11 protein-coding genes are annotated in these 21,779 nt (G+C 69.1%); 5 read left to right on the top strand and 6 right to left on the bottom strand.

Features of this window, described 5'->3' with window-relative positions:
• Window positions 1-498: 498 nt before the first annotated feature.
• A complete protein-coding gene (locus Sp245p_RS18740; RefSeq protein WP_109138751.1) occupies window positions 499-10,677 on the top strand; it encodes an Ig-like domain-containing protein in 10,179 nt (3,392 codons plus the stop codon).
• A gap of 167 nt (window positions 10,678-10,844) precedes the next feature.
• Here Sp245p_RS18740 and Sp245p_RS18735 read toward each other — a convergent pair whose 3' ends face one another.
• From Sp245p_RS18735 to Sp245p_RS18720, 4 genes are read right to left on the bottom strand one after another with little or no spacing between them, the layout of a single operon-like run.
• A complete protein-coding gene (locus tag Sp245p_RS18735) occupies window positions 10,845-12,008 on the bottom strand; it encodes an acyl-CoA dehydrogenase family protein (protein ID WP_014197718.1) in 1,164 nt (387 codons plus the stop codon).
• A gap of 35 nt (window positions 12,009-12,043) precedes the next feature.
• Complete coding sequence (locus Sp245p_RS18730) at window positions 12,044-12,907, bottom strand: HpcH/HpaI aldolase/citrate lyase family protein (protein WP_014197717.1); 864 nt, start codon at window positions 12,905-12,907, stop codon at window positions 12,044-12,046.
• Window positions 12,908-12,944: 37 nt separating this feature from the next.
• The gene (locus Sp245p_RS18725) at window positions 12,945-13,784 is read right to left on the bottom strand and encodes an HTD2 family dehydratase (RefSeq protein ID WP_014197716.1); all 840 of its coding nucleotides are present in this window, start codon (window positions 13,782-13,784) and stop codon (window positions 12,945-12,947) included.
• A gap of 15 nt (window positions 13,785-13,799) precedes the next feature.
• Entirely contained in the window at window positions 13,800-14,939 is a 1,140-nt protein-coding gene (locus Sp245p_RS18720; RefSeq protein ID WP_014197715.1) for a CaiB/BaiF CoA transferase family protein, read from the bottom strand.
• A gap of 356 nt (window positions 14,940-15,295) precedes the next feature.
• On the opposite strand from Sp245p_RS18720, the gene Sp245p_RS18715 reads away from it, so the two are divergent.
• The gene (locus Sp245p_RS18715) at window positions 15,296-15,805 is read left to right on the top strand and encodes a response regulator (protein ID WP_014197714.1); all 510 of its coding nucleotides are present in this window, start codon (window positions 15,296-15,298) and stop codon (window positions 15,803-15,805) included.
• Between the two features lie 10 nt (window positions 15,806-15,815).
• On the opposite strand, the gene Sp245p_RS18710 is transcribed toward Sp245p_RS18715, so the two are convergent.
• Window positions 15,816-17,864 carry a PAS domain-containing sensor histidine kinase gene (locus tag Sp245p_RS18710; RefSeq protein ID WP_109138750.1) on the bottom strand — a complete coding sequence of 683 codons (2,049 nt, stop codon included), beginning with the start codon at window positions 17,862-17,864 and terminating at the stop codon, window positions 15,816-15,818.
• Window positions 17,865-18,287: 423 nt separating this feature from the next.
• Between Sp245p_RS18710 and Sp245p_RS18705 the strand changes: the two genes are divergently transcribed.
• Window positions 18,288-18,857: a DUF3159 domain-containing protein gene (locus Sp245p_RS18705; protein WP_014197712.1), complete on the top strand. Its 570-nt coding sequence runs from the start codon at window positions 18,288-18,290 to the stop codon at window positions 18,855-18,857.
• Between the two features lie 22 nt (window positions 18,858-18,879).
• Here the strand turns inward: Sp245p_RS18705 and Sp245p_RS18700 are convergent, their stop codons facing one another.
• Window positions 18,880-19,818 carry a LysR family transcriptional regulator gene (locus Sp245p_RS18700; RefSeq protein ID WP_014197711.1) on the bottom strand — a complete coding sequence of 313 codons (939 nt, stop codon included), beginning with the start codon at window positions 19,816-19,818 and terminating at the stop codon, window positions 18,880-18,882.
• Window positions 19,819-20,145: 327 nt separating this feature from the next.
• Here Sp245p_RS18700 and paoA point away from each other — a divergent pair, with 327 nt between their 5' ends.
• Both paoA and Sp245p_RS18690 read left to right on the top strand, forming a co-directional pair.
• Window positions 20,146-20,829 (top strand): aldehyde dehydrogenase iron-sulfur subunit PaoA, encoded by a 684-nt coding sequence (paoA, locus tag Sp245p_RS18695; RefSeq protein ID WP_014197710.1) that lies wholly within the window; start codon window positions 20,146-20,148, stop codon window positions 20,827-20,829.
• The gene (locus Sp245p_RS18690; protein ID WP_014197709.1) at window positions 20,826-21,776 is read left to right on the top strand and encodes an FAD binding domain-containing protein; all 951 of its coding nucleotides are present in this window, start codon (window positions 20,826-20,828) and stop codon (window positions 21,774-21,776) included. The genes paoA and Sp245p_RS18690 overlap by 4 nt, the downstream gene beginning before the upstream one ends.
• The last annotated feature ends 3 nt before the right edge of the window (window positions 21,777-21,779 follow it).

Here is a 21,779-nt window from a genome sequence, read left to right as displayed (position 1 = left end):
CGTCCCCCCGGCTGGCCGTGGCCGGACCGCCAGACCACGCTGCGTCCATAGGCTCGTTTGACCGCGCGACTGTCAACCTCCCGCCCCGGTGGACGATGCCGTGACCGGGCGATCGAACGCATGAACGCAATCTTTGGATTCATATTGTTGCATTTTGTAATCAATAGCCGTTTTTACGAATGCGCTGTTACGGAATGAAGTGCTTATCTCCAAAACGCATCAACTAAAGCGCGACATGCGAGGGGCGGCATGGGCAAGTGATCGTAATTCCTGGCGATCCGGTCCCGTCAAGCTGAAGTGCTGTGTCGCCAACGCGCCAAGCCGGATTTGGTCGGCGGGACCGATACCACCACGGGATTCGGGTTTTGGGCAGGCTGACGCCGATAAAGCATTAACTTTATTTACCCGCTTTTAAGAGGTAGTGGCCAGTCTGTGGAGACTGCCACGCTCTTGCTGCCACGGCTGCGGAGCCAAAAACGCCGATGCAAGAGGGATGAGATGGCTGCTGGTGGAACACTGACGCTCACGGGTGGCGCTGACTATGTGTTCTCCTCGACGGAGGCTTGGTCGGGGATCGTCGGCAACGGCAGCACCCAAGGCGCGCGGCTCAACACCCAGGGTCAGACCCTGACCGTGTCCAACCTCGACCGCATCATCGGCGGTACCTCCAGTACCAGGAAGGATGTCGTCACGCTGGCCGGCACGGGCGGCAACACGATCACGGTCCAGGCTCTGGAGACCCTGATCGGCGGCTCCGGCAACGACCGGGTCCTGTTGACGTCCACCGGCACCACCATGGTGGTGGAATCGATCGAGACGATCCTCGGCGTCTCCACCGGCACCGGCCTCATCACGCTCGCCGGCACCACCGGCAACACCATGTCGGTGGGGTATCTGAAGTCGCTGATCGGCGGCACCGGCAAGGACGTCATCAATCTCAACGCCGCCGGCTCCATCGGCAACACCATTACGGTGTCCCTGATCGAGACGCTGATCGGGACCAGCGGCCTCGACATCATCGGCGCCAATCCAGGCGGCAACACGATGCTTGTGGAAGGCATCGAGATCATCCTCGGAAGGTCCGCCTCTGCCGGCGATATCGTCCATCTGGCCAGCGGCGGCAGCACGATGGCCGTCGCCTTCCTGGAGACCCTCATCGGCAGCAGCGGCATCGATGTCGCGGCGATGGCCGTCAAGACCGGCACGATTGACATGGCGACCGGCAGCGGCACCCTTGCCGTGTCGTCGATCGAAACGATCGTCGGCGGAACCGGCAGCCGAACCACCGCCATCCTCCTCGACGTCGGCAACACCATCACGGTGGCGAGCCTCACGACCCTGATCGGCGGCGGCGGCAACGACGTCGTCAACGTCACGCTCCGGGACGGGACGGGGGTTGTCGGCAACGCCATCGCCTGGAACACCACCGGCAGCACGATGCTGGTGTCGCTGATCGAGACGATGATCGGCAGCACCGGCGACGATCTGGTCGTCGCGCTCGACAACAACGGCATGACCCTCTCGGTTTCGGCGATCGAATCCGTCGTCGGCAAGGCGGGCAACGACGTCGTCGTCCTCGGCGCCGGTGGAAACACCATCCAGGTGGCGGCGCTGGAAACCCTGATCGGCAGCGCCGGCAACGATGTGGTGACGGTGCGCACAACCCAGGGCGCCACGATGACGGTGTCCGCCGTCGAATCCATCGTCGGCAATGCGGGCACCGACGTCGTCTATCTCGGCGCTGGCGGCAACACGGTCCAGGTCGAGGGACTGGAAACCGTGATCGGCGGCACCGGCAACGATGTGGTGACCATCACCGACACCGCCGGCACCGTCTTCGTGTCCGGTGTCGAGACCATCTACACGCCTTATCAGACACTGACGCTGAGCGGGACGGACACCTACGTCTCCCTGCCGCCGGCTCCCACCGACACGACGCCGCCGTCGATCACCACGGTCTCGATCCCCGACGCCGTGATGAAGATCGGCGACACGGTGACCGTCACCATCACCGTGGCGTCGGACAGCGACACCTACACGCTGGGCAACGGCAGCACGGTCGGCGGCTTCACACTCGGCAACCTGATCAAGGTCGATGCGACGACCTACACCGCGACCTTCACGGTGACCAGCGGCGGCACCGACGTCGCGGCGGGTTCGGACGTGCCGGTCAACATCGTGCTGACCGACACCGCCGGCAACTCCAACACCCCCTACACCACGGCGATCAGCCAGAGCGCCGACCGCATCGATGCGAACCGGCCGACCATCGCCTCGGCGGCGGTGAACGGCACGACGCTGACGGTTACCTTCGCCGAAGCCATGTCGGCGACCAGTGCCGCCGGCCTGACCGTCACGGTCGCCGGCCAGAGCCGCGTCGCGACCTACGCCAGCGGTTCGGGCACCACCACGCTGACCTTCACCCTGGCCTCGGCGGTCACTCAGGGCCAGACGGTGACGCTCGACTACAACCCGGGCACCGGCAACCTGACCGACACTGCGAGCAACGCACCGGCCAGCGTCACCAACCAGTCGGTCACCAACAACACGGCGGCGCCCGACACCACGCCGCCGTCGATCACCGCGGTCTCGATCCCGGACACGGTGATGAAGATCGGCGACGTGGTGACGGTGACGATCACCGTGGCGTCGGACAGCGACACCTACACGCTGGGCAACGGCAGCACGGTCGGCGGCTTCACACTCGGCAACCTGACCAAGGTCGACGCGACGACCTACACCGCGACCTTCACGGTGACCAGTGGCGGCACCGACGTCGCGGCGGGCTCGGACGTGCCGGTCAACATCGTGCTGACCGACACCGCCGGCAACTCCAACACCCCCTACACCACGGCGATCAGCCAGAGCGCCGACCGCATCGACGCGAACCGGCCGACCATCACCTCGGCGGCGGTGAACGGCACGACGCTGACGGTCACCTTCGCCGAAGCCATGTCGGCGACCAGCGCCGCCGGCCTGACCGTCACGGTCGCCGGCCAGAGCCGCGCCGCGACCTACGCCAGCGGTTCGGGCACCACCACGCTGACCTTCACCCTGGCCTCGGCGGTCACTCAGGGCCAGACGGTGACGCTCGACTACAACCCGGGCACCGGCAACCTGACCGATACCGCGAGCAACGCACCGGCCACCGTCACCAACCAGACGGTCACCAACAGCACCCCGGACACGACGCCGCCGTCGATCACCAACGTCACCATCCCCAACCAGCCGGCCAAGGTCGGCGACACGGTGACGGTGACGATCACCGTGGCGTCGGACAGCGACACCTACACGCTGGGCAACGGCAGCACGGTCAACGGCTTCGCGCTCGGCAACCTGACCAAGGTCAGCGCGACCACCTACACCGCCACCTTCACCGTCACCGCCGACGGCCAGCGCACCGGGAACCGCGCCGCCGGCGACGACATCCCGGTCAACATCGTCCTGGTCGACAGCGCCAGCAACGCCAACACCCCCTACACCACCCCGATCAGCCAGAACAACGACCGCATCGACACCAACGCCCCGCCGGTCCTCGCCGTCCCCACCACCCCGCCGACCCTGGTCGACACCGCCGCCAACGACAGCTTCCCGCTGATCGACGGACAGCTCTCCGCGACCGACCTGGAAGGCGACACGCTGACCTTCTCCATCGCCGGATCGCAGGCCTCGCCCGTCCAATACGGCAGCGTCACGCTGAGCAACGGCGTTACCTACGACACCTGGTCCACCGGGCCGGGCGGCACCTCCTACGTCAACAGCCAGACCGGCCAGTACGCCTACGTGTTCGACGCCGCCTTCCTCAACGGCGTCCCGGCCGGGCCGATGCAGGGCACCGGCATCTTCACCGTCTCCGACGGCAACCGCACCGTCGAGCAGCAACTCACCCTCAACTTCACCGGCGCCAACGACAGCCCGATCCTGTCCAACGACGTCCGCAGCCTGACCGCCATCGACCAGGGCATCGCCGACGGCGCCAACACCGGGACGACGGTCACCGCCCTGCTGGCCTCCGCCGGCACCGCCACCGACGCCGAGTACGACAGCCCGTTCCCGCTCGTCACCGTCGTTCCGCTGGGCATCGCCGTCACCGGCGTGACCAACACCAACGGCACCTGGCAGTACAAGGTCGGCAGCGGCGCCTGGACGGACATTCCGACGGGTTCGTCCAACGGCTCGGCGCTGCTGCTCGCCGGGTCGGACCGCGTGCGCTTCGTGCCGAGCGGGTCGGGCTTCACCAACACCGACACCGGCGGCCTGACCTTCAGGGCGTGGGACCGGACCAGCGGCACCGCGGGCAGCACCGCCGACACCAGCACGGACGCCTACAGCACGGGCAGCGCCACCGCGACGATCTCCGTCGACGCCGTGCCGACCCTGACCGCGACCGGCGGCAGCAAGACCTTCGGCGTCGGGGTGGACGCGTCGACCAGCCTGTTCAGCGGGGTGGCGGCTTCCACGGTGGAGGCGGGGCAGAGCTTCCGCGGCGCGGTGTTCACGGTCAGCGGCGTGGTCGACGCCACCGAGGTCCTGACCATCGGCGGCACCGACGTCGCCTTGACCAACGGCGCCACCGCCACCCTGACCGGTCTTGGCACCGCGGGCGGCAACGCCAGCGTCACCGTGTCGGTGGTCGGCGGCGTCGCGACGGTGACCGTCACCGGCCTGGAGCGCAGCGACGCGCAGATGAACGCGCTTCTGGGCGGCGTCACCTACAAGAACACCAGCGCGACGGCGACGCTGGGCAATCGTACGGTGGCCATTGCCAGCCTGACCGACAGCGGTGGCGCCACCGGCAGCGCGACCATCTCCGGCGTCAGCGCGGTGGTCAACGTGGCCGACGTGACGCCTCCCGCGGTTCCGGTCGTCACAAGCGCGGCGCTGAGCAACAGCACGACGCCGACCCTCGCCGGCACGGCGGAGGCCGGCAGCACCGTGACCGTCACCATCGGCGGCGCGACCTACACCACCACCGCGACCAACGGCAACTGGTCGATCAACCTCGCTACGGCGACGCCGGTTTCCGGCGCCCTCAGCCTGAACGCCAACGGCACGAACGTGGTGTCGGTCACCGCCACCGACGCGTCCAACAACACGTCCAACCCCGGCACGCAGTCGCTGACCATCGACACCACCGCGCCCAACGCTCCGGCGGTGACCAGCGCAACCCTGAGCAACAGCACGACGCCGACCCTCGCCGGCACGGCGGAAGCCGGCAGCACGGTGACCGTCACGGTGGGTGGCGCCACCTACACCACCACGGCGACCAACGGAACCTGGAGCGTCAACCTCGCCACCGCGACGCCGACCTCCGGCTCCCTGACCCTGAACGCCAACGGCACGAACGCCGTCTCGGCCACCGCCACCGATGCGGCGGGCAACGTCTCCACGCCGGGCACCCAGTCGCTGACCATCGACACCACCGCTCCCAACGCTCCGGCGGTGACCAGCGCAACCCTGAGCAACAACGCCACCCCGATCCTCACCGGTTCGGCGGAAGCGGGCAGCACCGTCACCGTCACCGTCGGTGGGGCGACCTACACCACCACGGCGACCAACGGGACCTGGAGCGTCAACCTCGCCACGGCAACGCCGACCTCCGGTTCGCTGACCCTGAACGCCAACGGCAGCAACGCCGTCTTGGCGACGGCCACCGATGCCGCGGGCAACGTCTCCACGCCGGGCACCCAGTCGCTGACCATCGACACGACGGCGCCAAACGCCCCGGCGGTGACCAGCGCGGCGCTGACCAACAACGCTACACCAATCATCGGCGGCACGGCGGAGGCCGGCAGCACCGTCACCGTCACGGTGGGCGGCGCCACCTACACCACCACGGCGACCAACGGAAACTGGTCGATCAACCTCGCCACCGCCACTCCGGTCACCGGCTCGCTGAGCCTCAACGCCAACGGCTCCAACCCCGTCTCCGCGACGGCAACCGACGTGGCCGGCAACGTCTCGGCTCCCGGCACGCAATCGCTGACCATCGACACCACCGCGCCCAACGCCCCAACCGTCACCACGGCGCTGAGCAACAGCACGACGCCGACCATCGGCGGCACGGCCGAGGCGGGAAGCACGGTGACGATCACGGTGGGTGGAGCGACCTACATCACCACCGCGACCAACGGGGCCTGGAGCCTCAACCTTGCCACCGCGACACCGACCGCCGGGTCGCTGACTCTGAACGCCAACGGCGCCAACCCAGTGTCGGCCACCGCCACCGACGCGGCGGGCAACGTCTCCACGCCGGGCACACAGTCGCTGACCATCGACACCACCGCACCCACCGCTCCGGCGGTGACCAGCGCGGCGCTGACCAAGAACGCTACACCGATCATCGGCGGCACGGCGGAGGCCGGCAGCACGGTGACCGTTACGGTGGGTGGAGCGACCTACACCACCACCGCCACGAACGGCGGCGCCTGGAGCCTGAACCTCGCCACGGCGACACCGACCGCCGGTTCGCTGAGCCTCAACGCCAACGGCGCCAACCCGGTCTCAGCCACCGCGACCGACGCGGCGGGCAACACCTCGGCTCCTGGCACGCAAACGCTGACCATCGACACCACGGCACCGAACGCTCCGACCGTCGCCACGGCGCTGACCAACAGCACGACGCCGACCCTCACCGGCACGGCGGAAACCGGCAGCACGGTGACCGTCACCATCGGTGGGGCGACCTACACCACGACGGCGACCAACGGGGCCTGGAGCCTCAACCTTGCCACCGCGACACCGACCGCCGGTTCGCTGAGCCTCGACACCAACGGCGCCAACCCCGTCACGGCCACGGCGACCGACGCGGCGGGCAACACGTCGTCCGCCGGCACGCAGTCGTTGGTCATCGACACCACGCTGCCCAACGCTCCGGCGGTGACCAGTGCGGCATTGAGCAACAGCACCACGCCAACCCTCACCGGCACGGCGGAGGCCGGCAGTACGGTGACCGTCACGGTGGGTGGAGCGACCTACACCACCACCGCCACGAACGGCGGCGCCTGGAGCCTGAACCTCGCCACGGCGACACCGACCGCCGGCTCGCTGACCCTGAACGCCAACGGCGCCAACCCGGTGTCGGCCACCGCGACCGACGCGGCGGGCAACACCTCGGCTCCCGGCACGCAAACGCTGACCATCGACACCACCGCTCCGACCGCTCCGACCGTCGCCACGGCGCTGACCAACAGCACGACGCCCACCCTCACCGGCACGGCGGAAACCGGCAGCACGGTGACCGTCACCATCGGTGGGGCGACCTACGTCACCACGGCGACCAACGGGGCCTGGAGCCTCAATCTCGCCACCGCGACACCGACCGCTGGCTCCCTGAACCTGAACGCCAACGGCGCCAACCCCGTTACGGCCACCGCCACCGACGCGGCGGGCAACACGTCGTCCGCCGGCACGCAGTCGCTGACCATCGACACCACACTGCCCAACGCTCCGGCGGTGACCAGTGCGGCGTTGAGCAACAGCACCACGCCAACCCTCACCGGCACGGCCGAGGCCGGCAGCACCGTCACCGTCACGGTGGGCGGCGCCACCTACACCACCACGGCGACCAACGGCAGCTGGTCCATCAACCTCGCCACGGCGACGCCGACCTCCGGCTCCCTGAACCTGAACGCCAACGGCGCCAACCCGGTCTCCGCGACGGCAACCGACGCGGCGGGCAACGTCTCGGCCCCCGGCACGCAAGCGCTGACCATCGACACCACGGCGCCGAGCGCGCCCTCGGTGACCAGCGCAGCGCTGACCAACAGCACCACGCCAACCCTCACCGGCTCGGCCGAGGCCGGCAGCACCGTCACCGTCACGGTGGGCGGCGCCACCTACACCACCACCGCCACGAACGGCGGCGCCTGGACCCTCAACCTCGCCACGGCGACGCCGACCGCTGGCTCCCTGAACCTGAACGCCAACGGCGCCAACCCCGTCACGGCCACGGTCACCGACGCTGCCGGAAACGTCTCGGCGCCGGGCACCCAGTCGCTGACCATCGACACGACGGCGCCCACCGCGCCGGCGGTGACCAGCCCCGCGCTGGGCAACAGCACGACGCCGACCCTCACCGGCTCAGCGGAGGCCGGCAGCACCGTCACCGTCACCATCGGTGGAGCGACCTACACCACCACCGCGACCAACGGGACTTGGAGCCTCAACCTCGCCACCGCCACTCCGGTGACCGGCACGCTCAGCCTCAACCCGAACGGCGCCAATCCGGTGTCGGCTACGGCGACCGACGCCGCGGGCAACACCTCCTCGGCCGGCAGCCAGTCGCTGACCATCGACACCACGCTGCCCGATGCGCCGACCGTCGCCACGGCGCTGAGCAACAGCACGACGCCGACCCTCACCGGCACGGCCGAAGCCGGCAGCACCGTCACCGTCACGGTGGGCGGCGCCACCTACACCACCACCGCCACGAACGGCGGCGCCTGGAGCCTCAACCTCGCCACCGCCACTCCGGTGACCGGCACGCTCAGCCTCAACCCGAACGGCGCCAACCCGGTGTCGGCCACCGCCACCGACGCCTCGGGCAACGTCTCGGCACCGGGCGCCCAGTCGTTGGTCATCGACACCACGTTGCCCGACGCCCCGACCGTCGCCACGGCGCTGACCAACAGCACGACGCCCACCCTCACCGGCACGGCCGAGGCCGGCAGCACCGTCACCGTCACGGTGGGCGGCGCCACCTACACCACCACCGCCACGAACGGCGGCGCCTGGAGCCTCAACCTCGCCACCGCCACTCCGGTCACCGGCACGCTCAGCCTCAACGCCAACGGCGCCAACCCAGTCTCGGCCACCGCCACCGACGCCGCCGGCAACACCTCGGCGCTGGGCACGCAGTCGCTGACCGTCGACACCACCCCGCCGACGGCCACCGTGCTGTTCGAGGACGACAGCATCGACGCCATCGAGCAGTCCAGCGCCGCCTTCACCATCAGCGGCGGCGAGGCCGGGACCAGCTTCACCTGGACGATCACCTCGGCCGGCGGCGGCCAAGTCACCGGCGGCGGCGTGATGAGCGGCCCGACCATGCGGGTGACCGGGCTGGACCTCTCCGCCCTGGGCGACGGCACGCTCACCCTGACCCTCGGCCTGACCGACCCGGCGGGCAACGCCGCGCCGCCCTTCACCGCGACGACGCAGAAGCTCACCGCCACCGTGGAGAAGCCCGCCCCGGTCGCCCCGCCGCCGACGGCCACCGTGGACGGCGCCACCGTCAACGGCTCGGTCACCACCGGCGGCGACGGCAAGCGCGTCACCACCGTGACCATCGCGGCCAGCAGTGAAGGCCGGGTGGAGGACAGCAGCACCGCCAACGCCGATCTGGCCGACGTGCCGGTGGTGCGCGAGCAGGTGGTCGACCGCCAGACCGGCGCGGTGTCCACCGTCACCACCCTGACGGTCAGCGTCTCCACCGGCGTGGCCGTCACCACCTCGGGCAGCGCCGAGCGGCAGACCGCCGCGCAGGCGCAGAGCGGGCTGACCGGGCTGATCGCCGCGATCGAGGCGCGCACCGACGCCGGCACCGCCTCGCGCGGCAACCTGACCGGCGGCGGCGACGGCTTCCTCTCGGTGCTCTCCGCCCAGGCCCAGCTCCTGGTGCGCGCCATCGACTTCAGCACGCCGGGGGTGGCCGCCGGCCAGGCGGTGCAGACCAGGGTGACCGGCAACACGCTGGGCGGCACCGGGGTCGCCAGCACGGCGCCGACCGCGGTGGTGCTCAACACCACGGCGGCGGCGGGTCCGGTGACCATCCAGCTCGACAACGTCGAGTTCGCGGCGGTGGTCGGCAACGCCACGCTGGTCGGCGGCGACGGCGAGCAGATCGTCTACGGCGACGACCACGAGCAGTACATGTACCTGGGGGCCGGCGACGACCTCCTGCACGGCGGCGGCGGCAACGACACGATCGCCAGCGCCGGCGGCAACGACACGCTGTACGGCGACGACGGCGACGACGTGGTGATGGGCGGCGAGGGCGACGACTGGCTGTTCGGCGGCGAGGGCAACGACCTGATCGGCGGCGGGGTCGGCAACGACGCGCTGTTCGGCGGGACGGGCCAGGACATCCTGTTCGGCGAGGCGGGCGACGACACGCTGACCGGCGAGGAGGGCGACGACACGCTGTCCGGCGGGGCGGGCAACGACCTGCTGTTCGGCGGGGCGGGCGACGACTTCCTGATCGGCGACGACGGCGACGACACGCTCAGCGGCGGGGCGGGCAACGACGTGGCGCTGGGCGGGGCGGGGCGCGACCTGATCGGGCTCGGCGCGGGCGACGACCTGGCCAGCGGCGGCGACGGCGACGACACGCTGTTCGGCGAGGAGGGCAACGACACGCTGTTCGGCGGGGCGGGCAACGACCTGCTGAACGGCGGGGCGGGCAACGACGTGCTGTTCGCCGACGGCGGCGCGGACACGCTGTGGGGCGGCGCCGGCGCGGACGTCTTCGCCTTCGGGCGGGCCTCGGGCGGGTCGGTGGTGATGGACTTCCAGGTGGGGGTCGACCGCTTGGCGCTCTATGACGCCAGCATGGACCTCGGCGCGGTGATCCGCTCGGCGCGGGTGGAGGGCGGCAACACCACGCTCGACGTCGGCGGGGGCAACCGCATCACCATCCTCGGCCAGACCGGAAACGTCGCCGGCTGGTTCGGCTGAGGCGGCGGGACCGGAGCGCATTCCAAAAAAAGAAGGCGGGTACCGGGGCCTTGGGGCTCCGGCACCCGCCTTTTCCTGTTCGGGCGGTGGATCAGCTCAAACCCGGAGGCGGCTTTCAGGCCACCTCCGGCACCGATGGGGAGTTGGGTCCGGGGAAACCCGCCCAGTCAGTAGGACTTCGGCAGGTCCAGGACATGCTCCGCGACATAGGCGAGGATCAGGTTGGTGGAGACGGGCGCCACCTGATACAACCGGGTCTCGCGGAACTTGCGCTCTACGTCGTATTCGCTGGCGAAGCCGAAGCCGCCATGGAACTGCAGGCAGGCGTTCGCCGCTTCCCACGAGGCCTTGGCGGCGAGATACTTCGCCATGTTGGCCTGGGCGCCGCAGGGCTCCCCGGCGTCGTAGAGGCGGCAGGCCTCGAAGCGCATCAGGTTGGCGGCCTCCACCTCGATGAAGCTTTCGGCGATGGGGAACTGCACGCCCTGGTTCTGGGCGATCGGGCGGCCGAAGACCTGACGGTCGCGGGTGTAGTCGCAGACCTTGTCGATGAACCAGTAGCCGTCGCCGATGCATTCCGCCGCGATCAGCACCCGCTCGGCGTTGAGGCCGGTCAGGATGTACTTGAAGCCCTGGCCCTCCTCGCCGATCAGGTTCTCCGCGGGGATTTCCAGATTGTCGAAGAACAGCTCGTTGGTCTCATGGTTGACCATGTTGCGGATGGGCTGGACGGTCATGCCCTTTTGCATCGCCTCCTTGATGTCGACGATGAAGATCGACATGCCCTCCGACTTCTTGCGCACCTGATCGAGCGGCGTGGTGCGGGCGAGCAGGATCATCAGGTCGGAATGCTGGACTCGGGAGATCCACACCTTCTGCCCGTTGATGACGTAGCGGTCGCCCTTCTTCTCCGCCCGGGTCTTGATGCGGGTGGTGTCGGTGCCGGTGGTCGGCTCGGTGACGCCCATCGACTGGAGGCGCAGCTCGCCCGCCGCGATCTTCGGCAGATAGCGGCGGCGCTGCTCCTCCGAGCCGTGCCGGACCAGCGTGTTCATGTTGTACATCTGGCCGTGGCAGGCGCCGGAATTGCCGCCCGAGCGGTTGATCTCCTCCATGATGACGGAGGCTTCGGTCAGGCCGAGGCCCGAGCCGCCATATTCCTCCGGGATCAGGGCGGCCATCCAGCCGGCCTTGGTCAGCGCGTCCACGAACGCCTCGGGATAGCCGCGCTCCTCGTCGATGCGGCGGTGGTACTCGCTGGGGAATTCGGCGCAGAGCGCGCGCACGGCGTCGCGGATCTCGTCGAAGCCCTGACCGATGCTGGTCTTCATGTCTCGTCACCCTGCTTTTTGATTGTTGCCGCGTTTCAGGCCGTGGGAGCGCGGCGCGCCAGGATGGCCTTCGCCCGCTCGGCAACCGGGCGGTCGACCATGCGCCCGTCCACCTGTACGGCGCCGCGCCCCGCCGCCTGGGCCTCGTCCCACGCCGCGACCACCCGTCCGGCCCAGGCCACGTCGGCGGCGGAAGGGGAAAAGACGTCGCGCACGACGGGCAGTTGGGCCGGGTGGATGCACAGCGCGCCGGTCATGCCGACGGCCCGCGCCTGCGCCACCATGGCGCGGTAGGCGTCGAGGTCGCGGAACTCGGCCAGCGAGCCGGGCAGGCCGATCGCCGCGAGGCCGCGGGCGGCGGCGGCCAGCGCGATCTGGCGGCACGGCAGGGCGAGCAGCGCCTCGGTCGGTTCCACCCCCAAAGTCAGGGCGAAATCCTCGCTGCCCAGCGCCAGCGCCGCCACGCGCGGGACGGCGGCGATCCCGGACAGCCGCTCCAGCCCCAGCGGGCTTTCGATGAGGGCGACGAGGCCGATGGCGCCCGGGGTCAGGCCGCGCTCCGCCTCCCACTCCGCGATCATCGCGGAGAGGACGCGCAGCGCCCCGGCGTCCTCGGCCTTGGGCACCACCAGGGCGGCCACGCCGGGGCGCACCGCGGCCTCCAGATCGGCGACGGCGTCGCGCCAGCCGCTGTTGATCCGCACCAGCACCGGCACGCCCAGCCCGTGCAGCCGGTCGATCGGCTCGGGGAGGCCGCGGCGGGCCTCCGGCTTGCCGGCGGGAAGGACGGCGTCCTCAAGGTCGAGGATGAGGGCGTCCGCCCCGCGCTGGTGGGCCTTCTCCAGCAGCTTGGCGTTGTCGGCGGGGACGAAGAGATAGGATTGATACGGCAGGGACATCACACGTTTCCTCCAACCGGGCCGCGATGCGCCGCCGTCATGACCGTTCGGCCTCCAGCTCGGCGGACATGGCGACGAAGCCCTCGTGGTCGGTCACCCACAGCGTGGCGCCGGTGTCGGTCGGAGCGCCGCACAGGGTCAGCGGATGGATGTCGAACAGCGGCCGCTTCGCCCGGAAGCGGAAGCCGGTCACCCGCGCCCCGGGATTCTCGCGCAGGAACAGGTCCATCAGCATGGTGGCGCTGAGCGGACCGTGGAAGACCAGCCCCGGATAGCCCTCGACGTCGCGGCAATAGTCGCGGTCGTAGTGGATGCGGTGGCCGTTGAAGGTCAGGGCCGAATAGCGGAACAGCAGGACCGGGTCGGGCTGGATGCGCCGCTGCCACACCGCCTCGCCGGCCGGACGCTCGCCGGGGACGGGGGCGTCGCCGGGCTTGGCGGCCTCGCGGTAGACGATGTCGTGGAACTCGGTGATGGCGACGCCGGCGGCGGTGCTGATCTCGTGCCGGACCTTCACGAAGACCATCCGGCCCGAGCGGCCCTCCTTCGGGGTGACCTCCTCGATGGTCGAGCGGCGGGTGATCGCCTCGCCGCTGCGGATGGGGCGGTGGAAGGTCAGGGTGTCGCCGGCCCACATGCGGCGGGGCAGTTCCACCGGCGGCAGGAAACCGCCCTTGTGCGGGTGGCCGTCCTCGGCGATGTCGCGCTGCAGCGCCTTTGGCAGGAAATACAGCCAATGCCCCAGCGGCGGCACCTCGCCGGCCGGCCAGGGCGGGTTGTCATGGTCGAGCATCGCCGCCAGCCCGGTCAGCGCCACCGGCGACGCGACGTCCTCGGCGCTTTCCGACCGGCCGATCCAGTCGCGCAAATGGTCCATAGTCATGCTCCCCCCTTATTGTTTGAAGATTTCACGCCGGACGGCGTCGGTGTGCTGGCCCAGCGCCGGAACGGCGCCGGAGGCGTAGGGTCGGCCGCGCACCTGCACCGGCGGCGCCACCACGTCGACCGGTCCGCCCGGCGTCTCGGTGGTCACGCGGCGCAGCTGCGCGTGGGTGGACAGGTCGGCCACCTCGTTCAGCGAGCCGAAGGCGGTGCGCGCGCGGTTCAGGCGGCGCACCGCCTCGGCGTGGTCCATGGTCCGGAAGATGGCGGCGACGAGCGCGTCCAGCTCCGGGCGGTTGGCGACGCGGCGGGTGTTGGTCGCGAAGCGCTCGTCGGTCGCCAACTCCGGCCGCAGCAGAACGTCGGCGCAGAAGGCCACCCATTCGCGCTCGTTCTGGATCGACAACACCACCTGCCGGCCATCGGCCAGGGCAAAGGCGGAATAGGGGGCGATGCTCGGGTGCATCAGCCCGACCCGACCCGGCGCCTTGCCGCCATGGTCGTGGTGCATCAGCGGCACCATCATCCACTCCGCCAGCGAATCGAACAGGGACACGGCCACCGCCGACCCCTCGCCGCTGCGCTCGCGCTCCAGCAATGCCTGGAGGACGCCGGTGTAGGCGTTCATGCCGCAGGCGATGTCGGCCACCGACACGCCGACGCGCCCCGGCTGGTCCGGCGATCCGGTGATGGAGGCCAGCCCGGTCTCGCTCTGCACCAGCAGGTCGTAGGCCTTCATGTCGCGGTAGGGGCCGTCGTCGCCGTAGCCGGAGATGTCGCAGGTGATCAGCCGGGGATGGCGCCTCCGCAGGGCGTCCGAGCCGAATCCGGCCCGCTCCGCCGCGCCCGGCGCCAGATTCTGCACGAAGACGTCGGCGCGGGCGATCAGCCGCTCCAGCAGCTCGGCGTCCTCGGGCGTCTTGATGTCGAGGACGACGGATTCCTTGCCGCGGTTGAGCCAGACGAAATAGGAACTCTGCCCGTGGACCACGGCGTCGTAGCCGCGGGCGAAGTCGCCCTCCGGCCGTTCGATCTTGATCACCCGTGCCCCGGCGTCGGCGAGGCGCGACGTGCAGAGCGGTGCCGCCACCGCCTGCTCCAGCGAGACGATCAGAAGTCCCGACAGAGGTCCAGCCAGAGGTGAAGTCATCGTGCAAAGCCTCCGCTGTGGGCCAGGGCCAATCGTCCGTGGCCGCGATGGTAAACAGCCGGACCGGCCCCGATCCAATACAGATGGGGCATGCATCGCATAACGAAGCGCTATGAGGCCAAGGCGCCAGGGCGCTTCTGCAAACCGGTGGCGGGTTGCGGATGCGTCTGCCTGGAAGACCTGTTGGCGTTTAAGCGCCGCTGTCAGCCTATGGGCTTTCCACAAACGCCAATAGGGGGCACGACACGGAAGTGATCAGATTGGCCGGTTCGCTTGTTGAAGGCAGTGCCGCATCATGTGTGCCTGTCGGCTGATGTCGGTCCAGGGAATCTATGAAGCGGCAGGGAGGCAGCGGAATGGCCGTTGTGCTGAAGGGGCTGCGCGTCCTGGTGGTCGAGGACCGCGGCCTGATCGCCGGCAAGATCACACGCGCGCTGGAGACGGCAGAGTGCGTTCCCGTCGGGCCGGCTTCCACGTTGAAGGCTGGCTTCGACCTGCTCACGTCCGAGGGCGACGGCCTTGGGGCCGCGGTGCTCGATATCGACCTGCGCGGCGATCTCGTCTACCCGCTCGCCGAGGCGTTGCGGGCGCGCTGCGTGCCAATGATATTCGTCACCGGCTTTGCCGCGAGCGCCATCCCGGAACCCTGGACGACGGTGCACCACATCAGCAAGCCGTTTCGCGACACGAAGCTTCTAGCCTGCCTCAAGGCCGCGCTCTCCGGCCGGCCGGCGCAGCCCGCCCCCTCGCCCGCGGTTCTCAGCGATGCCTATTCGCGCGCCGTAGCGACCGTCCTGGAAACTCGGAACCTGATCGAGGAGACCCGCATCCTCCTTCCGAAGCGCGGCGTCCCGGAGCAGGACTGAGCGCCTCCGATCAGAAGTGCGGCAGTTCGATGGCGCAGCGAACGCCGTCCGGGCCGATCTCCAGCCGGGTCTTGGCGTCCAGGTCGTAGGGCAAGACCTCCTCGATCAGCTCCCGTCCGAAGCCGCGTCGACCCGGCGGCGAGCGCGGCGGTGACGCCGGCGTCTCCTCCCAAAGCAGCCAGATCCGCTCGTCGTCGTGCTTGCCCCAGGTGATGGACAAGCGCCCGCCGGACGACGTCAACGCTCCGTGCTTCAGCGCGTTGGTCATCAACTCATGCAACGCCAGCCCGAGCATCTGCACCTGGTTCGGTTGCAACCAGATCTCCGGGCCCTCCGCGTGTACCCCGGCTTCCGAGTCCGCCCCGTGCGCCGCCAACTCCAGGCGCACCAAGTCACTCAGGTTCACGCCTGGCCCGCTGCGCGACAGCAGCGCCTGGCTGCGCCCCAGAGCTTCCAAGCGCAATTCCAAGCGTTCCCAGAAATCTTCCAGGGTGCTGCTGACCGTCTTGGTGCGCTCCGCTACGACGGAGACGACCGTCAGAAGGTTCCGGGTACGGTGCTGGAGTTCCGCGACAAGGACCTTCATCCGCTCGGCCGCTTCTTTCCTCTCGGTGATGTCCTCGTAAAGAACCGTGAACCGCCGGCCGCGCCGTGGGTAGACATGCGCCTCGTACCATCGGCCGAGCGTGGCCACTTGGTTTTCGACCCGCTCGGGGCGACCGTCTCGGACGATGCGATCGTATGTCGCGATCCACCAGTCGTCGAAATTTGGGATGACCTCACGCACCGTCCGGCCCAGCACCTCAGCCACGGGAATGCCGGTCAGACGCTCGTATGCAGGATTCAACTCGATGTACCGAAGATCGGTGGCGCGACTATCGGGATCGCGGATCAGCTCGCACTCCGCATAACCCTGATCCATCGATTCGAACAGAGAGCGGTATTTTTCCTCGCTCTCGCGCAGGGCGATCTCGGCGGCTTGCCGCTCGATGATGTCGGCAGCCTGGCGGGCAAGCAGATCCAGCAACTGAAGGGACCGTTCATCGGGTCGTCGTGGTGTCCGATAATGCGTGGAGAACATCCCCACTTTCTGTCCCGAGCGGCTGATCAAAGGCGTGGACTGCACCGCTCGGACACCGGCTCGGAGTTGGATGTCCAATGCGGGGGTGTCAATGAAGATGGGGCTCGTTTCGACGTTCTCGATGATGACGCGCTCTCCACGTTCGAGCGCCGTACCGCAAACACCCTGACCGCGCGCGACGGTGTCCCAGAAGTCGAGCCACCATTGCGGGAAGCCCCGATGCGCGACAATCCGCAACTCCCCGGTCGCGGGCGCGAGCAATTGGATGTTGCCCATATCGGCATCGGCGATGGCGATGGCCGCATCCACGATCTCGGCAAGGACCGGAGCGATGTCGCCTTTACGCACGAACATCGCGCCGATCTTGTGCAAACGGGTCATGGCGTCGAGGTCCTTGGCCCGTTCACGTTCGGCAAGGACCCGCGCGGTCGTCTCAATGGCCGTGTTGATCAGGCCTGAGACCGCGCCAGTTTCGTCGCGTACTGGGCTGAACGAGTAGTCGAAAAATGCCTCCTCGGTCTGGTCCCCGCGCGGGAGCAGAAATCGGGCGTTCTCAAAAGAAAGTGGATTGCCAGCCAGGGCCTGAGCAATCTGAGGCTCCGTGATGTCGCGCACCTCCTCCCAGACCTCCAGAAATGGCCGGCCGAGGGTGTCGGGCTTGTTGCCGAGCAAGGGACGATAGGCATCGTTGGGGAACGTCAGAAGATCCGGCCCCCAGGCCAGGGCCATCGGAAGAGGTTGATCGAGAACCACGGTCAGCGCATTGCGCAGCGAGAGCGGCCACCGCTCCAGGGGGCCAAGCGGCGTCGCGCTCCAGTCATGCTCCCGGATGCGGCGTCTCATTTCCCCTTCGCCGCGCAACCAGTCCGGGCGCGCAGGCGCCGCAATTCGGGTCACCCCGTGGGCCGAGCCACATTGAAAGGACGTGGTCCCTTCAACCGGTATCGCGTGTTCCCGTAGGGCCTTGTTGCGCTTCATTCTACGACCCTCGATCGATCACATTCCGAGATAGCGGGCTGAACGGTCGGCCGGGCATGCAGGTGCCGGCCGGTGGTCACTCGGTCCCGAGGTGCTCGCCCAGAATATAGGGCTCCGGCTTCGCCGCTATCAGCTTGGCCTGCCTGTCGATGAACTCGCGCAGTCCGACAAGGGCCAGACAGGGAACATGCCACGGAAGTTGGCGAACCGTCCGATACGCTGGTGGTGTCCGGAAAACCAATGATTTGGATAACGGTGGCGACGAAGGTTACTTGGTTAGGGCAGTCATACTCGTAATTCCCATCCACCTATGCGGGCAGCCCACTTGTCGTCGTCGATGCGACGGTTCAGCCTCGTCGGCGTGTCTCTTTCAGCGTCCGCAGCCTTCCGATGGGCCGACCCCTCGGCTGGAAAGGAGACGTGATGGGAATTCTCCTGGCCTTCGCGCCCTTCATCGCCTTCGCCGTCCTCGACCGACTGGTGGGACCGGTGGAGGGACTCATCGCCGGTGCCCTCGTTTCAGCCACCATGCTGCTGCGCGACTGGATGAGTCCCGGCAGGACACCGAAGATCCTCGAAGTCGGCACGGTGCTGCTGTTCGGTGGGTTGGCGCTCTACGCCGTGGCAGGCGGACCGACCCGGTCCGTCATGGGGGGGTCCGTCATGGGGGTCCGGCTGCTCGTCGATGCCGGGCTCCTGCTGATCGTGCTAATCTCCATCGCGCTGCGGCGCCCCTTCACGCTGCAGTACGCGCGCGAGCAGGTTGCCCACGAATTCTGGGACAGCCCGCGCTTCATCCACACCAACTACGTGATCACGGGCGTGTGGGCTCTGGCGTTCCTCGTGCTGGTGATCGCGGACCTCGTCCTGCTCTACCGGCCCGATCTGCCGCCTCGCTTCGGCATCGTCGCGACCGTGCTGGCTCTCGTCGGCGCGATCAAGTTCACATCCTGGTACCCGGAGCGTCGGCGGTCCGCTGCCGGCACGGTGTGAATCCTATGTCTTCGGCCGTGCGCTAGGACGCCGCCGCTTCCTCGTCCAGCAGCAGGGTGCCGGGCCAGTCGCCGCCGCCGACCAGATCGCGCACCACCCGCAGGAAGGTCTCGCGCACCGCCGCCGCGGCCTCGGTCACCGGGGCGCCGCGGGGCCGGCAGAGATGGACCGAGCGGCGCAGCGACGGCGACACGATCAGCCGGGCGGAGACCTGGCCCGTCCGCCATTCCTCCATCACCGCCGAGATCGGCAGGACCGAATAGCCCACCCCCTTGGCGACCAGCGCCTTGATCTGGGGGAGCCCGTTGATCTCCACCGCCACGGTGACGATCGTGCAGGTCTCGCGCGCCACCCGTTCGATGCGGTCGCGCAGATTGTGCGGGCGGCTCGGCAGGATCAGGTCCTTTCCGGCCAGCTCGTCGAAGGCGATGGCGCCGTCCTCTCCGCCCGGCGGTCCGATCAGGTAGAGATCCTCGCGCACCAGCGATTCGGCCAGCAGGGTGCGCGACCGCGTCACGTCGTAGATGCAGCCGAAATCCAGCCGGTCGTCGTTCAGCCATTCCAGGATCGTCCCGCTGAAGGACTCGACCACCCGCAGCGACACCTGCGGCAGTTCGGCGCGGACCGCCTGCACCAGGGGAACCGCCGCCACCAGCGCCACCGAGGAGGTGAAGCCGACGGTCACCAGCCCGCTCGGCGTGCCCGAGCAGTTCCGCACCTGCTCGGTCGCCTGGGCGACGTGGCGCAGGATGATCTCCGCATGCTCGTACAGCCGGGTGCCGGCGGCGGTCGGCTTGACCCCATGGACGCCGCGGGTCAGCAGCTTGACCCCGAGGCCCGCCTCCAGATTGCGGATGTTGTGGCTGAGGGCCGGTTGGGCGACGTTCAGCTTCTGAGCCGCGGCCGTGAAGGAGCCTTCATCGACGATGCCGATGAAATACCGCAACTGACGCAGATCCAACGCTCACCTTCCTTTGCCCGGCCCTTTGCCCGCGGGAGCGACACTCTCCCGCCTGGGCCAATCATGTCGGTGCGTCGCAAGCGGATCAAGGCGGGTGGATGAAAGACGGCGGCGCAAAGGGGCGCCGGGCAAACCCGGTTCAACCATCCGCAAGGCCGCTGCGTTCCATTGACCCGTTTCATAAGCCTTATCGCAGACCGGCGGGTAATCGCCGGAGCGGCACGGCCTAGCTTTTCCCCATCCGCACAAGCGGATGAGCCGTCCGCACGCCTGCGCCCCGCCCCGCGGGGCCGGGATTACAGCCAGGAAGGGAAGAGGATTTCACCGATGCACCATTCCGGCGACCTCGACATGACGCGGCGCGGCCTCCTGCTTGGGACCGCCGCCACCGCCGCGCTGACGGCGGCGCCGTTCCGGGCGCCGGCGCGGGCGGCCACCGTTGGAGAGACCGCCATGCCACCCCCCGCGACCGGAGCCGACTCACCGTCCCTGTCGCCCGTCCTGTCCAAGGTCACCTTCACCGTGAACGGGCAGCGCCGCGACCTTGAACTCGACACGCGGACGACGCTGCTCGACGCGCTGCGCGAGCATCTGCACCTCACCGGCACCAAGAAGGGCTGCGACCACGGCCAGTGCGGCGCCTGCACGGTCATCGTGGACGGGCAGCGGATCAATTCCTGCCTGTCGCTCGCCGTGATGCACGAGGGCGGCAGCGTCACCACCATCGAGGGGCTGGGCCTGCCCGGCAAGCTGCACCCCATGCAGGCCGCCTTCGTCGAGCATGACGGATACCAGTGCGGCTACTGCACGCCGGGCCAGATCTGTTCGGCGGTGGCGATGCTGGACGAGATCAAGGCCGGTGTGCCCAGCCACGTCACCGCCGACCTCAACGCCGCGCCCCAGGCTACGGTCGATGAGTACCGGGAGCGGATGAGCGGCAACATCTGTCGCTGCGGCGCCTATTCCAACATCGTCGATGCGATCTCGGACGTCGCACGGAGGGAGGCATGAGACCCTTCACCTACGAGCGGGCGGATTCCCCCGCCGCCGCGGCGGCGGCCGTCGAGCGCCGGCCCGGCGCCAAATTCATCGCGGGCGGCACCAACCTGCTCGACCTGATGAAGCTGGAGATCGAGACGCCGGCCCATCTGATCGACGTCAACGGGCTGAAGCTCGACACCGTGGAGGCGACGCCGGACGGTGGGCTGCGCATCGGCGCGCTGGTGCGCAACACGGCGCTGGCCGCCGACCCGCGGGTGCGGCGCGACTACGGCGTGCTGTCGCGGGCCCTGCTCGCCGGGGCGTCGGGCCAGCTGCGCAACAAGGCGACGACGGCGGGCAACCTGCTCCAGCGCACGCGCTGCCCCTACTTCTACGACACCAACCAGCCCTGCAACAAACGCCAGCCGGGCAGCGGCTGCGCCGCCATCGGCGGCTACAGCCGGCAGCTCGCCGTGGTCGGATCGAGCGACGCCTGCATCGCCACCCACCCCAGCGACATGGCCGTCGCCATGCGCGCGCTGGACGCCACGGTGGAAACGGTGCGGGCCGACGGGACGACGCGGAAAATCCCCATCGCAGAGTTCCACCGGCTGCCCGGCGACACGCCGCACATCGAGACGGCGCTGGTTCCCGGCGAACTCATCACCGCGGTGACGCTGCCCAAGCCGGTCGGCGGCACCCACGTCTACCGCAAGGTGCGCGACCGCGCGTCCTACGCCTTCGCGCTCGTCTCCGTCGCGGCGGTGGTGCAGCGCGACGGCAGCGGCCGGGTGGCGCTGGGCGGCGTGGCGCACAAGCCATGGCGCGTCGAGGCCGCCGAGGCCGAGATGCCGCGCGGCGCCAAGGCGGTCACCGCTAGGCTGCTGGCCGATGCGAAGCCGACGCACGACAACGCATTCAAGCTGACCCTGGTCGAGCGGACGCTCGCCTCGGTGCTGGCCGAAGCGAAAGGGTGAGAC

The organism is Azospirillum baldaniorum (assembly GCF_003119195.2).
Classification (GTDB): domain Bacteria; phylum Pseudomonadota; class Alphaproteobacteria; order Azospirillales; family Azospirillaceae; genus Azospirillum; species Azospirillum baldaniorum.
This window is presented reverse-complemented; position numbering and strand designations above follow the sequence as displayed.

Bases quoted from the DNA above. Each gene is read 5' to 3' on its own strand.
- Sp245p_RS18740 (WP_109138751.1), top strand. From the start codon at position 499: ATGGCTGCTGGTGGAACACTGACGCTCACGGGTGGCGCTGACTATGTG.
- Sp245p_RS18690 (WP_014197709.1), top strand. From the start codon at position 20,826: ATGAGACCCTTCACCTACGAGCGGGCGGATTCCCCCGCCGCCGCGGCG.
- Sp245p_RS18725 (WP_014197716.1), bottom strand. From the start codon at position 13,784: ATGGACCATTTGCGCGACTGGATCGGCCGGTCGGAAAGCGCCGAGGAC.
- paoA (WP_014197710.1), top strand. From the start codon at position 20,146: ATGCACCATTCCGGCGACCTCGACATGACGCGGCGCGGCCTCCTGCTT.
- Sp245p_RS18705 (WP_014197712.1), top strand. From the start codon at position 18,288: ATGGGAATTCTCCTGGCCTTCGCGCCCTTCATCGCCTTCGCCGTCCTC.
- Sp245p_RS18720 (WP_014197715.1), bottom strand. From the start codon at position 14,939: ATGACTTCACCTCTGGCTGGACCTCTGTCGGGACTTCTGATCGTCTCG.
- Sp245p_RS18730 (WP_014197717.1), bottom strand. From the start codon at position 12,907: ATGTCCCTGCCGTATCAATCCTATCTCTTCGTCCCCGCCGACAACGCC.
- Sp245p_RS18735 (WP_014197718.1), bottom strand. From the start codon at position 12,008: ATGAAGACCAGCATCGGTCAGGGCTTCGACGAGATCCGCGACGCCGTG.
- Sp245p_RS18715 (WP_014197714.1), top strand. From the start codon at position 15,296: ATGGCCGTTGTGCTGAAGGGGCTGCGCGTCCTGGTGGTCGAGGACCGC.
- Sp245p_RS18710 (WP_109138750.1), bottom strand. From the start codon at position 17,864: ATGAAGCGCAACAAGGCCCTACGGGAACACGCGATACCGGTTGAAGGG.